10 protein-coding genes are annotated in these 13,542 nt (G+C 70.8%); 1 reads left to right on the forward strand and 9 read right to left on the reverse strand.

Translation table 11 applies throughout. The features are described from left to right. Positions 1-26 precede the first annotated feature (26 nt). The 4 genes from ACIPAE_RS19725 to ACIPAE_RS19740 all read right to left on the reverse strand — a co-directional run bounded on the left by ACIPAE_RS19725 (position 27) and on the right by ACIPAE_RS19740 (position 5,498). A complete protein-coding gene (locus ACIPAE_RS19725) occupies positions 27-1,115 on the reverse strand; it encodes a branched-chain amino acid aminotransferase (protein WP_402446701.1) in 1,089 nt (362 codons plus the stop codon). A 137-nt stretch (positions 1,116-1,252) separates the two neighbouring features. After that, complete coding sequence (locus ACIPAE_RS19730; protein ID WP_328469879.1) at positions 1,253-2,296, reverse strand: 3-isopropylmalate dehydrogenase; 1,044 nt, start codon at positions 2,294-2,296, stop codon at positions 1,253-1,255. A gap of 596 nt (positions 2,297-2,892) precedes the next feature. Continuing rightward, complete coding sequence (gene pruA / locus ACIPAE_RS19735) at positions 2,893-4,542, reverse strand: L-glutamate gamma-semialdehyde dehydrogenase (RefSeq protein WP_329364301.1); 1,650 nt, start codon at positions 4,540-4,542, stop codon at positions 2,893-2,895. Positions 4,543-4,568: 26 nt separating this feature from the next. Further along, positions 4,569-5,498 (reverse strand): proline dehydrogenase family protein, encoded by a 930-nt coding sequence (locus ACIPAE_RS19740; protein ID WP_329364303.1) that lies wholly within the window; start codon positions 5,496-5,498, stop codon positions 4,569-4,571. Between the two features lie 189 nt (positions 5,499-5,687). Here ACIPAE_RS19740 and ACIPAE_RS19745 point away from each other — a divergent pair, with 189 nt between their 5' ends. After that, positions 5,688-7,013: a PucR family transcriptional regulator gene (locus ACIPAE_RS19745; protein ID WP_402446704.1), complete on the forward strand. Its 1,326-nt coding sequence runs from the start codon at positions 5,688-5,690 to the stop codon at positions 7,011-7,013. A gap of 30 nt (positions 7,014-7,043) precedes the next feature. Here the strand turns inward: ACIPAE_RS19745 and ACIPAE_RS19750 are convergent, their stop codons facing one another. From ACIPAE_RS19750 to ACIPAE_RS19770, 5 genes are all read right to left on the reverse strand, one after another. Next, positions 7,044-7,631, reverse strand: a complete 588-nt coding sequence (locus ACIPAE_RS19750) for a Uma2 family endonuclease (protein ID WP_402446915.1) — start codon at positions 7,629-7,631, stop codon at positions 7,044-7,046. A 148-nt stretch (positions 7,632-7,779) separates the two neighbouring features. Then, positions 7,780-9,372 (reverse strand): phosphoglycerate dehydrogenase, encoded by a 1,593-nt coding sequence (gene serA / locus ACIPAE_RS19755; RefSeq protein ID WP_366411901.1) that lies wholly within the window; start codon positions 9,370-9,372, stop codon positions 7,780-7,782. A 466-nt stretch (positions 9,373-9,838) separates the two neighbouring features. After that, entirely contained in the window at positions 9,839-10,837 is a 999-nt protein-coding gene (ilvC, locus tag ACIPAE_RS19760) for a ketol-acid reductoisomerase (protein ID WP_329364307.1), read from the reverse strand. Between the two features lie 125 nt (positions 10,838-10,962). After that, a complete protein-coding gene (ilvN, locus tag ACIPAE_RS19765; protein WP_328469867.1) occupies positions 10,963-11,490 on the reverse strand; it encodes an acetolactate synthase small subunit in 528 nt (175 codons plus the stop codon). A gap of 124 nt (positions 11,491-11,614) precedes the next feature. Further along, positions 11,615-13,483, reverse strand: coding sequence for an acetolactate synthase large subunit (locus tag ACIPAE_RS19770; protein WP_329364309.1), 1,869 nt, complete (start codon positions 13,481-13,483; stop codon positions 11,615-11,617). Positions 13,484-13,542 lie beyond the last annotated feature (59 nt).

The raw sequence follows: 13,542 nt of genomic DNA on the forward strand, positions 1-13,542 counted from the left end.
CTCGGGGGCCCAGCGTCCTCGGGGGGCTACACGCCGAGCGGGTGCATCCAGCCGTGCGGGTCGGCGGCCTGGCCCGTCTGGATGTCGAGCAGCGCGGAGCGCAGTCGCATGGTGACCTCGCCCGGACCGCCGTCGCCCACCGTCCAGTTCGCCCGGGTGGACTTGACCGAGCCGACCGGGGTGATCACGGCGGCGGTGCCGCAGGCGAACACCTCGGTGAGGGTGCCGTCCTCGTTGCCGCGCTTCCAGTCCTCGACGCTGATCCGGCTCTCGCCGACTTCGTACCCGAGGTCCGCGGCGATGGCGAGCAGCGAGTCCCGGGTGATCCCGGGCAGCAGCGAACCGGTGAGCGAGGGCGTGACGATCCGGTTGCCGTACACGAAGTACAGGTTCATGCCCCCCATCTCCTCGATCCAGCGCCGCTCGATCGCGTCGAGCCAGACCACCTGGTCGCAGCCGTGCTCGATGGCCTGCGCCTGGGCGACGAGGGAGGCCGCGTAGTTGCCGCCGGTCTTGGCCGCGCCGGTGCCGCCGGGGGCCGCGCGGACGTACTCCTCGGAGAGCCAGACCGAGACCGGCTTGACGCCGCCGGAGAAGTAGGCGCCGGCCGGGGAGGCGATGACCAGGAAGAGGTACTCGTCGGCCGGGCGGACGCCGAGCCCGACCTCGGTGGCGATCATGAACGGCCGCAGGTAGAGCGAGGCTTCGCCCTCGGTGGGCACCCAGTCCTTGTCCTGGCGGACCAGCACGTCGCACGCCTCGATGAAGGTCTCCACCGGCAGTTCGGGCATCGCCAGCCGCCGCGAGGACGCCTGGAAGCGCAGCGCGTTGGCCTCGGGGCGGAAGGTGGCCACGCCGCCGTCGGGCTGGCGGTACGCCTTGAGGCCCTCGAAGATCGTCTGCGCGTAGTGCAGCGTCATGTTCGCCGGGTCGACCGACAGCGGGGCGTACGGGACGAGCTGGGCGTCGTGCCAGCCGCGGCCGGCAGTCCACTTGATGGTGACCATGTGGTCGGTGAAGTACCGTCCGAAACCGGGGTCGGACAGGATCGCCTCGCGCTCGGCCGCGGGCAGCGGGTGCGAGGAGGGCTTCAACTCGATCGTGGGCGTCGTCATCTTCAGTTCCTTCACCATGTCGCTGACGCCCTCGAACGTACTGCTAGGACGTCCTACTTTCCCGCCGTGCAGCGGCCCCGCCACTGATTATCGCAGCGACGGGGCCGGGTCGTACCTGTGGAGCCGGCTCTGCCGGGTCAGCCGGCCACGCGAGCGGCCAGCGCGTCGCCGATCTGCACCGTGGAGCGGGCCGGGCCGCCGGTGCGTTCGGCCAGGTCGGCCTGGACGGCGGCGTCGATCCGGTCGGCCTCCGCGTCGTAGCCGAGGTGGCGCAGCAGCAGCGCGACGGAGAGCACGGTCGCGGTCGGGTCGGCCTTGGACTGGCCGGCGATGTCCGGGGCCGAGCCGTGCACGGGCTCGAACATCGAGGGGAACTCGCGGCTGGGGTTGATGTTGCCGCTCGCCGCCACGCCGATGCCGCCGGAGACGGCCGCGGCGAGGTCGGTGACGATGTCGCCGAACAGGTTGTCGGTGACGATCACGTCGAACCGCTCGGGCTGCGTGACGAGGAAGATCATGGTGGCGTCGACGTGCAGGTAGTCGGTGCTGACGTCGGGGAACTCCTTGCCGACCGCCTCGAAGACCCGGGTCCACAGGCCGCCGGCGTGCACCAGCACGTTGTTCTTGTGCACCAGGGTGAGCTTCTTGCGCGGGCGGGCCTGGGCGCGGGCGTACGCGTCGCGCACCACGCGCTCGATGCCGTACGCGGTGTTGAGGCTCACCTCGGTGGCGACCTCGGCGGGGGTACCGGTCCTGATCGCGCCGCCGTTGCCGGTGTAGGGGCCCTCGGTGCCTTCGCGGACCACCACGAAGTCGATGTCCGGGCTGCCCGCGAGCGGGGTGCCCACGCCGGGGAACAGCTTGCTGGGCCGGAGGTTGACGAAGTGGTCGAAGGCGAACCGCAGCTTCAGCAGGAAACCGCGCTCCAGCACGCCGGACGGCACCGACGGGTCGCCGATCGCCCCGAGCAGGATCGCGTCGTGGGCCTTCAGCTCCGCGAGGTCCGCGTCGGTGAGGGTCTGACCGGTGGCGTGATAGCGCTTGGCGCCGAAGTCGTACTCCTTCGTCTCCAGCTTGGTTTCCTGCGGGAGCGCCGCGGCGAGGACTTTGAGACCCTCGGTGACGACTTCTTGACCGATTCCGTCGCCGGGGATCACTGCGAGGTTGATGCTGCGAGACATGCGGGGCACCCTACTCCGCGTCTTGACCTATGACACGGCATGTCCGCATGTCGGACGCAGGTGTGTGGGTACGGGGTGGGGGGTGGGTACGGCGCCGGCTGCGGCTACGGCTCAGTGCTCGTGGCCGGTGGAGCCGCCGTTGTCGCGGCGGTCCATGGAGCGCTGCAGGGCGCGCAGGGCGTTCTGGCGGGCGGTCTCGTCCATGGTGATCAACTCCATTGGAAAGCGGTGGAGACGGGTGGAGGTGAGACGTGCCATGGAACGCGGGCGGAGAGTCGCGCCGCGGGGGGTGACCCCGCCTGGAGTGCGCCGGACTCCTGTCCGCCGTCCGCTCGATCGAGCGGGAAACGTTCGGCTTCTTCCAAAGCTAGGACACAGCGGACGTCCTGTCGCCAGGATTACTCGGACTTCCTACTATCTGAGACGGCCGGTCGTCCGTTCGGCCCCACGCGCCGCGAAAACCGGTACAAGGCAGCCCGAAACGGCAGCTCGAAACGGCAGCCCGGCGCGGCAGCCCGCAGGGGCCCGTCATGGAAGCCGCCCCCGTCTCCACGGGGGTCAGGAGACGGGGGCGGCGGAACGAGGGGCCGAGCTGCTCAGCCCTGGTGCGGGTAGCGGTAGTCGGTCGGCGGGACCAGCGCCTCCTTGATGGCACGGGTCGAGGTCCACCGGAGGAGGTTCTGCGCGGAGCCGGCCTTGTCGTTGGTGCCCGAGGCGCGGGCGCCGCCGAAGGGCTGCTGGCCGACCACGGCACCGGTCGACTTGTCGTTGATGTAGAAGTTGCCGGCCGCGAAGCGCAGCCGCTCCATCACGTGCGCCACGGCCGCGCGGTCGCGGGCGACGACCGAGCCGGTGAGGGCGTACGGCGCCACGGACTCCATCTGGTCGAGCATCGCGTCGAAGGCCGTGCCGTCGGTGTCGTCGCTGTCGTCGTAGACGTGCACGGCGAGCAGCGGGCCGAAGTACTCCTCACGGAAGATCTCGTTGCCCGGGTCGGTGCAGAGCAGCACCGTCGGGCGGACGAACCAGCCGACCGAGTCGTCGTACGTGCCGCCGGCCACCACCTCGACGGCCGGGTCGGCCTTGGCGCGCTCGATCGCGGCCTTGTTCTTGGCGAACGCGGCCTCGTCGATGAGGGCGCCGACGAAGTTGGTGAGGTCGGTGACGTCGCCCATGGTGATGCCGTCGACCTCGGCGGCGAACTCCTCCTTGAAGCCGCCCTCCCAGATCGAGCGGGGGATGTAGGCGCGCGAGGAGGCCGAGCACTTCTGGCCCTGGTACTCGAAGGAGCCGCGGGTGAGCGCGGTCTTGAGCACCGCCGGGTCGGCCGACGGGTGGGCGACCACGAAGTCCTTGCCGCCGGTCTCACCGACGATCCGCGGGTAGGAGCGGTAGCCCTCGATGTTCTCGCCGACCGTGCGCCACAGGTACTGGAAGGTCTTGGTGGAGCCGGTGAAGTGGATGCCGGCCAGGTCGGGGTGGGTGAGCGCCACCTCGGAGACGGCCTCGCCGCGCCCGGTGACCAGGTTGATGACACCGTCGGGCAGCCCGGCCTCCTTCAGCAGCCGCATCAGCAGCAGCGCGGAGTGCGTCTGGGTGGGCGCCGGCTTCCACACCACCACGTTGCCCATCAGCGCGGGGGCGGTGGGCAGGTTGCCCGCGATCGCGGTGAAGTTGAACGGCGTGATCGCGTAGACGAAGCCCTCCAGCGGGCGGTGGTCGAGCCGGTTCCACACGCCGGGCGCGTTGGCGACCGGCTGCTCGGCGAGGATCTGCCGGGCGAAGTGGACGTTGAACCGCCAGAAGTCGACGAGCTCGCAGGGGCTGTCGATCTCGGCCTGCTGCACCGTCTTGGACTGGCCGAGCATGGTGGAGGCGACCAGCGTCTCCCGCCAGGGGCCGGCCAGCAGTTCGGCGGCGCGCAGGATGATGGCGGCGCGGTCGTCGAAGGAGGTGGCGCGCCAGGCCGGGGCGGCGGCCAGCGCCGCGTCCACGGCGTCCCGCGCGTCCTGGCTGTCGGCGGCGGTGCCGCTGCCCAGCTTGGCGGCGTGGTTGTGCGGCTGCACCACCTCGAACCGGTCACCGCCGCCCGGCCGTTCCCGGCCGCCGATCACCAGCGGCAGCTCGATCGGGTTGCCGGCCAGTTCCTTGAGCTTCGCTTCGAGCCGAGCGCGTTCCGGGCTGCCGGGCGCGTAGGTGTGCACCGGCTCGTTGACCGGCACGGGGACCTGGGTCACAGCGTCCATGGAGCGTGTCTCCTTGTGGGATCGGTTCAGCGGCTGGGGGCGAAGGAGCGCAGGAAGAAGGCGAGGTTCGCCGGGCGCTCGGCGAGGCGGCGCATGAAGTAGCCGTACCAGTCTGCGCCGTAGGGGACGTAGATGCGCATCCGCTCCCCGGACGCCGCGAGTCGCCGCTGCTCGGCGGTGCGGATGCCGTAGAGCATCTGGAACTCGTAGGAGCCGGGCGCGCGGCCGGCGCGGGCGGCGAGGTCCTGGGCGATGGCGATCATGCGCGGGTCGTGCGAGCCGACCATCGGGTAGCCGTCGCCCTCGAAGAGGGTCCGCAGCGCGCGGACGTAGGCGCGGTCGACGGACTTGCGGTCCTGGAAGGCGACGTGCGCGGGCTCCTTGTAGGCGCCCTTGACCAGCCGGACCCGCGAGCCGGCGGTGGCCAGGTCGCGGGCGTCGGCCTCGGTACGGAAGAGGTACGACTGGAGCACGGCGCCGGTGCGCGGGTGCTCGCGGCGCAGCTCGCGCAGGACGGCCAGCGTCGAGTCGACGGTGGTGTGGTCCTCCATGTCGAGCGTGACGGTGGTGCCGGTCGCGGTGGCGAGTTCGGCGACCGCGCGGACGTTCTCCAGCGCGACGTCGTGGCCGCCGTCGGGCAGCGCCTGGCCGAAGGCGGAGAGCTTCACCGAGACCTCGGCGCGGTCGCCGAGGTCCGCGGCGGCCAGCGTCTCCAGCAGCCGCAGGTAGGCGTCGCGGGTGTGCCGGGCGGTGGCGCGGTCGGTGACGTCCTCGCCGAGGTGGTCGAGGGTGACGTCGAGACCGCTCGCGGTCAGCGCGTGGACGGTGTCCATCGCGGGGTGCAGCGCGTCACCCGCGACGAAGCGCTCGACCACCGGACGGGTGACGGGCGCGGCGGCGACGACGCGGCGCAGCCGGTCGCTGCGCGACGCGGCGAGCAGCACGGGACCGAGCACTGGGAGCCTCCTGGCGGGTGGCGGGACAGCGGAGGGGAAAGGGTTGTGGGTGCGGCGGGGGTACCGCCGCACCGGAGCGGCAGCACGGATCACGTGCCGTCACCGTGAATCTAGGTACCGGCCGCCGCGCGGGCCATCGACACCTGTCACGCATCCGGGTGCGACCCCTCATACATATGTATGAGGGCGATGAGGGAGAATGGACGCGTGGCCGCTGACTACGGTGATTTCCAGGATCTGGTGGACGAGGTCTCGGCGCTGCTCGGGGCGCCCGCGACGCTGGAGGACCGGGACTTCCGGCTGATCGCGTTCGGCGTGCACGACGGCGACGACGAAGCGGCGGTCGACCCGGTGCGGACCCGATCGATCCTGACCCGGCGCTCGACCGCGGAGGTCCGCGCCTGGTTCGAGCGGTTCGGCATCGCCCGCGCCACCGCCCCGATCCGTATCCCCGCGGCCCCCTCGGCGGGCGTCTTCACCGGCCGGCTCTGCCTCCCGGTCCGGCACGGCGGGGTGGTCTACGGCTACGTCTGGCTGCTCGACGAGGCCGACCACTCCCCCGCGCAGCTCAGCGCGGCGATGTCGGTCGCGGCACGGATCGGCGACCGGCTCGCCGCGATGTCGGTGGCCGGAACCGAGGCGGCCCAGGCGCTGCGGGCGCTGCTCACCGGGGCGACCCGGGCCGCGCGGGACACCGCGGAGGACTCGCTACGCAAGGCGCTGGGCCCGGACGCGGACGAGCCGCACGCGCTGGTGTGCGTGTGGCCGCCGGACCGGGGCGGCAAGCGGCTCGCCGCGTCCCCGCCGGACCGCTGGGCCGAGCACTCGGACGACCTGCCGGGCGCGCGTACGGTGCCGGGCGCCGCGGCGATCGTGCGGGTGCCGGGGTGGGGCCGCTGGGAGACGGTCGCGGTGCTGGTACGGCTGCGCTCGCCGCAGGTGCTCGCGCCCGCGCGGACGGCCGCGACCCGGGTGCTGGCCGCGCTCGCGGCGAGCGCGGCGGCGAGTGCGGGGGCCGGTACGGGGGCCGGTACGGGTGGGGCTGCGGGGGTGGGCAGGGCCGCGGCCGAGCCAGGCACCGGTGCCGGTGCCGCCGAGACGGAGGGGCTGGTCGCGGGGGTGAGCGACGCGCGCACCGCGCTGGCCGCGCTGCCCGGAGCCTGGCAGGAGGCGACCGCGTCCGCCCGGGCCGCCCGGGCCCAGCCGCTGCTCGGCCCGATCGCCAAGTGGTCGGGGATCGGCCCGTACCGGCTGCTCACCGCACTGCCGGCCGACGCGCCGCCGGACCCGGCGATCGCTCCCCTGCTCACCGCGGCACACCGCGAACTCGCCCACACCGCCGAGGTGTTCCTCGACCACGCGGGCCAGGCCGGCCGCACCGCCACCGCCCTGGCGATCCACCGCCAGACCCTCTACTACCGGCTGTCCCGCATCGAGCAGCTCACCGGCCTCGACCTCTCCGACGGCGAGTCCCGCCTCCTGCTCCACATGGCCCTGAAGGCGGCCCGCCTGTAGAGGGGCGGACCGCACCACGGTCGTATACGACTACATGCGGTCGATCTCGGTCAGGTCGATGTCGATGGTGAACGGAGCGGAGAGCTTGAGGCGGTCGTGGTGGATGCCGGTCAGCGCGTACGCGTGGCCGAGCCGGTCCAACTCGTAGGTGTGGACGACTGGACGACCGCCGTCCATCCGCTCGACCAACCAGAAGTGCGGGATACCCGCGTGCGCGTAGAGCTGCGGCTTGCGCGCCCGGTCACGACTGGCGGACTCCGGCGAGACCACCTCCACGGCGAGGACCACGTCCTCGGCCCGGTAGCTCGTCTCGGCGTGTCCGCCAGCCGGTACCGCCCGTTCGTGCAGCACCGTCAGGTCCGGTTCCGGCCGGTTCTCCCTGTCCAGCACGATGGTCATTTCCCGGCGCACCCTGAGGCCGTCGGGAGCATGCATGCGAAGTCCTTTCTCCAGCAGAAACATCGCCAGAGTATGGAAACTCTTCTGCGGACTCGCGAAAACGAGGCTCCCGTCGATCAGCTCGGTGTGCGGCGGGAGATCGGGGATGCGGTCGAGGTCGTCCGCGGTGAAGCCACCCGGAGGGGGAAAAACCCAGTCCGGGAGTTTTTCGGCAGTCATCCGTCCTCCCATGGACGGGATCTTGTCGGCATTGATCAGATGAACGCCAGAAAACACCGGCACTACCACCCAAAAGGGTTATTTGTAGTACCGGTGTTCCCTGGTCAGAGCGCTCAGATCAAGCGTACGCGCAATCGTCGTCCGGAATTCAGTCCGTGAGATTGACGGCGCGGGCCGACGTCGCACCGATCTCGTCGGCGATGTCGGTGAGGACGCCGGCCGGGATGGTGGAGTCGACGGTCAGGGCCACCAGGGCGTCGCCGCCGGCGGCCGCGCGGGCGACCTGCATGCCGGCGATGTTGACGCCGACCTCACCGAGGATGCGACCGATGGTGCCCACGATGCCCGGGCGGTCGGTGTAGCGCAGGAAGGCCATGTGGTCGGCGAGCGCGAGGTCGACGTCCTCGTCGCCGACCGCGACGACCTTCTGCAGGTTCTTCGGGCCGGCCAGCGTGCCGGAGACCGACACCTCGGTGCCGTCGGCGAGGGTGCCGCGCACGGTGACGAGGTTGCGGTGGTTGGGCGACTCGGAGCTGGTGGTGAGGCGGACCTCCACCCCGCGCTCCTGCGCGAACAGCGGCGCGTTGACGTACGACACCGTCTCGGCCACGACGTCCTCGAACACGCCCTTGAGCGCGCTGAGTTCGAGCACCTTGACGTCGTGCTGGGTGATCTCGCCGCAGACCTCGACATCGAGGCGGGCGGCGACCTCGCCGGCCAGCGCGGTGAAGATCCGGCCCAGCTTCTCGGCGAGCGGCAGCCCGGGCTTGACGTCCTCGGCGATGACGCCGCCCTGCACGTTGACCGCGTCCGGGACCAGTTCACCGGCGAGCGCGAGCCGCACCGACTTGGCGACCGCGATGCCCGCCTTCTCCTGCGCCTCGTCGGTGGAGGCGCCCAGGTGCGGGGTCGCCACCACGTTGTCGAACTGGAAGAGCGGGGAGTCGGTGCACGGCTCCTTCGCGTACACGTCCAGGCCCGCGCCGGCCACCCGGCCCTCCTTGAGCGCGGCGGCCAGCGCCTCCTCGTCGACGATCCCGCCGCGCGCGGCGTTGACGATCCGCACCGACGGCTTGACCTTGTGCAGCGCCTCGTCGCCGATCAGGCCGAGCGTCTCGGGGGTCTTCGGCAGGTGGACGGTGATGAAGTCGGAGACCTCCAGCAGCTCGTCCAGGGTGAGCAGCTTGACCCCCATCTGGGCGGCGCGGGCCGGCTGCACGTAGGGGTCGTACGCGACGACGTTCATCCCGAAGGCGGACATCCGCTGGGTGACCAGGACGCCGATCCGGCCCAGGCCCACCACGCCGAGGGTCTTCTCGCTCAGCTCGACGCCGGTGTACTTGTTGCGCTTCCACTCACCGGCCTTCAGCGCCGAGTTGGCGGGCGCGATGTTGCGGGCAGTGGCGATGATCAGGCCGCAGGCGAGCTCGGCGGCGGTGACGATGTTGGAGGTCGGGGCGTTCACGACCATCACGCCGGCCTTGGTGGCGGCGGCCACGTCGACGTTGTCCAGGCCGACGCCCGCGCGGGCGACGACCCGCAGTTTGTTCGCGGCGGCGACCGCTTCGGCGTCGACCTTGGTGGCGCTGCGGATCAGGATGGCGTCGACATCGGAGATCGCGGACAGCAGTTCGGCTCGGTCCGCGCCATTGCAGTGCCGGATCTCGAAATCCGGGCCGAGCGCGTCGACCGTGGCCGGCGACAGCTCTTCTGCGATGAGTACGACAGGCTTCTGGCTCACGTGGTCCTCACTTGTTCCTGCGGGGGCGGCCGGTCCCGTGGGGCCGCTCCGGGGAGGGCGGGGTAGTGGGCTGACGCCTGAGCTCGCGCAGTGGCCGGCCGAGGTACGAGGCCGTCCGCGGAGCGAGTGAACAGGAAGCCCACCCATCCGAGGTAGTGGGCTGACGCCTGAGCTCGCGCAGTGGCCGGCCGAGGTACGAGGCCGTCCGCGGAGCGAGTGAACAGGAAGCCCACCCATCAGGGGATGGCATGCCGCGTGGAAGACGCACGACGCTGTGAGCCTGACGCGCTTGTTAAGGGAGTGTATCGGCGGGGTGGACCAGCGCCATCGCCGAAATGGAAGGATCACCCACAAGGGTTGCGTCGCTTCGTACAAACCCCGCCGGTTCTCCCCTGTTCAGGGGACCGGCCGGTGTACGAAGCGACGCTCGTCCGGCATTCGTCCGGGGGGTTGCCCCGGCGCGGCCTTACGCCTCCTCGTCCACCCAGCTCATCAGCTTGCGCAGCTTGCGACCGGTGGTCTCCAGCAGGTGGCCCTCGTCGGCCTTCTTGTACTCGTTGTACTTCGGCAGGCCCGCGTTGTACTCGGCGATCCAGTTGTTGGCGAAGGTGCCGTCCTGGATCTCGCCGAGGATCTTCTTCATCTCGGCCTTGGTGTTCTCGTTGATGATCCGCGGGCCGGAGACGTAGTCGCCCCACTCGGCGGTCTCGGAGACCGACCAGCGCATCTTCTCCAGGCCGCCCTCGTACATCAGGTCCACGATGAGCTTCAGCTCGTGCAGGCACTCGAAGTACGCGATCTCCGGCTGGTAGCCGGCCTCGACCAGGGTCTCGAAGCCCGCCTTGACCAGCGCGGAGGTGCCGCCGCACAGCACCGCCTGCTCGCCGAAGAGGTCGGTCTCGGTCTCCTCGGTGAAGGTGGTCTTGATGACGCCGGCGCGGGTGCCGCCGATGCCCTTGGCGTACGAGAGCGCGAGCGCGAACGCCTTGCCGGTGGCGTCCTGCTCGACGGCCACGATGCACGGCACGCCGCGGCCTTCCTCGTACTGGCGGCGGACCAGGTGGCCCGGGCCCTTCGGGGCCACCATGCAGACGTCCACACCGGCCGGCGGCTTGATGAAGTCGTAGCGGATGTTGAGGCCGTGGCCGAAGAAGATGGCGTCGCCGTCCTTGAGGTTGTCCTTGATGGAGTCCTCGTAGACGCGGGCCTGGATCGGGTCGGGCACCAGGATCATGATGACGTCGGCTTCGGCGGCGGCCTCGGCGACCGTCACCACGCGCAGGCCCTGCTCCTCGGCCTGCGCCTTGGACTTGGAGCCCTCGTGCAGACCGACGCGCACATCGACGCCGGAGTCACGCAGCGACAGCGCGTGGGCGTGGCCCTGGCTGCCGTAGCCGATGACCGCGACCTTGCGGCCCTGGATGATGGACAGGTCGGCGTCGTCGTCGTAGAACAGCTCGGCCACTTCGGGTCTCTCCTTGGATCGGTTGGTACGGCCCACCGTACGACGGGTGGGCGAGAAGGGGTTTCGGGGTCTCGCCATACGGATCGGCCGGCGCGCGGATCACCCGCGCCGGCCGATCCGCTGCTTCACGCGGAACGGTCGAGCGCGCGCAGGCTCCGGTCGGTGATGGAGCGGGCGCCGCGGCCGATGGCGATGGTGCCGGACTGGACCAGCTCCTTGATGCCGAACGGTTCCAGCATCTTGAGCATGGCCTCCAACTTGTCGGCGCCGCCGGTGGCTTCGATGGTGACGGCCTCCGGGGAGACGTCGACGGTCTTGGCGCGGAAGAGCTGCACGATCTCCACGATCTGCGACCGGGTCTCGTTGTCGGCCCGCACCTTCACCAGCACGAGTTCACGGGCGACCGCCGCCGACGGGTCGAGTTCGACGATCTTCAGCACGTTGACCAGCTTGTTGAGCTGCTTGGTGACCTGTTCGAGCGGCAGTTGGTCCACCACGTTGACGACGATGGTGATCCGCGAGATCTCGGGGTGCTCGGTGGTGCCGACCGCGAGGGAGTCGATGTTGAAGCCGCGGCGCGAGAACAGCGCGGTGATCCGCGCCAGGACGCCGGGCTTGTTCTCCACCAGGACGGAGAGGGTGTGCTTGGACATGTCTGTGGTTTCCTTCGTCGGACGTCAGTCGGACGTCAGTCGGCCGCTCTTCTGGTCGGAGGTCCTGCTCTCTCCCGCAGCGGGCGGCCTCGCTCCTCGGCCGCCCGCTGCGGGAGCTCGGGCGTCAGTCCTCCGCGCCGTCGCCGAAGTCAGGCCGCACGTCCCTCGCCGCCATGATCTCGTCGTTGGAGGTGCCGGCCGCGACCATCGGCCAGACCATGGCGTCCTCGTGCACGATGAAGTCGACGACCACCGGGCGGTCGTTGATCTCGTTCGCCTTGGCGATGACCGCGTCCAGCTCGTCGGGGGACTCGCAGCGCAGACCGACGCAGCCCATCGCCTCGGAGAGCTTGACGAAGTCCGGCACCCGGGTGCCGCGGTTCTGGATGGAGCCGACGCCCTGGGTGGAGCCGGGCACGCTCTCGGCTCCGGAGTGCAGCACCGTGTTGGAGAACCGCTCGCCGTAGAAGAGGTTCTGCCACTGGCGGACCATGCCCAGGGCGCCGTTGTTGATGATGGCGACCTTGATCGGGATGTTGTTCAGGGCGCAGGTGGTCAGTTCCTGGTTGGTCATCTGGAAGCAGCCGTCGCCGTCGATCGCCCACACGGTGGCGTCCGGCCGGCCCGCCTTGGCGCCCATCGCGGCGGGCACCGCGTAGCCCATGGTGCCGGCGCCGCCGGAGTTGAACCAGGTACCGGGCTGCTCGTACTTGATGAACTGGGCGGCCCACATCTGGTGCTGGCCGACCCCGGCCGCGAACAGCGTGCCCTCGGGGGCGAGTTGACCGATCCGCTCGATGACCTGCTGCGGGGAGAGGCTGCCGTCCTCGGGCACCTCGTAACCGAGCGGGTAGGTGTTGCGCCAGAAGGACAGCTGCCGCCACCAGTCGGTGTAGTCGCCGCGGTGGCCGGCCTCGTGGTCGGCCTGGACGGCGACGATCAGGTCGGCGAGCACTTCGCGGGCGTCACCGACGATCGGCACGTCGGCGACCCGGTTCTTGGAGATCTCGGCCGGGTCGATGTCGGCGTGCACGACCTTCGCGAACGGCGCGAAGGTGTCCAGCCGGCCGGTGACGCGGTCGTCGAAGCGGGCGCCGAGCGCGATGATCAGATCGGACTTCTGCAGCGCGGTGACCGCGGAGACGTCGCCGTGCATGCCCGGCATGCCGACGTGCTGCGGGTGGCTGTCGGGGAACGCGCCGAGCCCCATCAGGGTGGTGGTGACAGGCGCGCCGGTCAGCTCGGCGAGGATGCGCAGCTCCGCGGTGGCGCGGGCCTTGAGCACGCCGCCGCCGACGTACAGCACCGGGCGGCGGGCCTCGTTGATCAGCCGGGCGGCCTCGCGGATCTGCTTGGCATGCGGCTTGGTCACCGGGCGGTAGCCGGGCAGGTCCGTCTGCGGCGGCCAGCTGAAGGTGGTCTGGTTCTGCAGCGCGTCCTTGGCGATGTCGACCAGCACCGGGCCGGGGCGGCCGGTGCCGGCGATGTGGAACGCCTCGGCGATGGTGCGCGGGATCTCCGCCGGGTCGGTGACCAGGAAGTTGTGCTTGGTGATCGGCAGGGTGATGCCGCAGATGTCCGCTTCCTGGAAGGCGTCGGTGCCGATGGACTTCGAGGCGACCTGGCCGGTGATGGCCACGATCGGCACCGAGTCCATGTGCGCGTCGGCGATCGGGGTGACCAGGTTGGTCGCGCCCGGGCCTGAGGTGGCCATGCACACGCCGACCTTGCCGGTGGCCTGCGCGTAGCCGGTGGCGGCGTGGCCGGCCCCCTGCTCGTGGCGGACCAGCACGTGGCGGACCTTGGAGGAGTCCATCAGCGGGTCGTACGCCGGCAGGATCGCGCCGCCCGGGATACCGAATACGGTGTCGGCGCCGACGGCCTCGAGGGAGCGGATGAGGGCCTGTGCACCAGTCATGCGCTCCGCGGGGGCGGCGGGTGCCGCGCTGCGGCTCCGCTGCGGGTGGTGGGACCCGGTGGCCTGCTCGGTCATCTGCGTTCTCTTCTCTCGAAGATGAGGGTTTGCGGTGGTGCGTCGGTGCTCTGGTACTG

Origin of the sequence: Streptomyces sp. NPDC087270 (assembly GCF_044744625.1) — a bacterium.
GTDB lineage: Bacteria > Actinomycetota > Actinomycetes > Streptomycetales > Streptomycetaceae > Actinacidiphila.

What these genes read in the sequence shown, in the direction of transcription:
- ACIPAE_RS19725 (WP_402446701.1), bottom strand. Translation starts at nt 1,115, where the DNA reads ATGACGACGCCCACGATCGAGTTGAAGCCCTCCTCGCACCCGCTGCCC.
- ACIPAE_RS19730 (WP_328469879.1), bottom strand. Translation starts at nt 2,296, where the DNA reads ATGTCTCGCAGCATCAACCTCGCAGTGATCCCCGGCGACGGAATCGGT.
- pruA (WP_329364301.1), bottom strand. Translation starts at nt 4,542, where the DNA reads ATGGACGCTGTGACCCAGGTCCCCGTGCCGGTCAACGAGCCGGTGCAC.
- ACIPAE_RS19745 (WP_402446704.1), top strand. Translation starts at nt 5,688, where the DNA reads ATGAGGGAGAATGGACGCGTGGCCGCTGACTACGGTGATTTCCAGGAT.
- ACIPAE_RS19750 (WP_402446915.1), bottom strand. Translation starts at nt 7,631, where the DNA reads ATGACTGCCGAAAAACTCCCGGACTGGGTTTTTCCCCCTCCGGGTGGC.
- ilvN (WP_328469867.1), bottom strand. Translation starts at nt 11,490, where the DNA reads ATGTCCAAGCACACCCTCTCCGTCCTGGTGGAGAACAAGCCCGGCGTC.
- ACIPAE_RS19770 (WP_329364309.1), bottom strand. Translation starts at nt 13,483, where the DNA reads ATGACCGAGCAGGCCACCGGGTCCCACCACCCGCAGCGGAGCCGCAGC.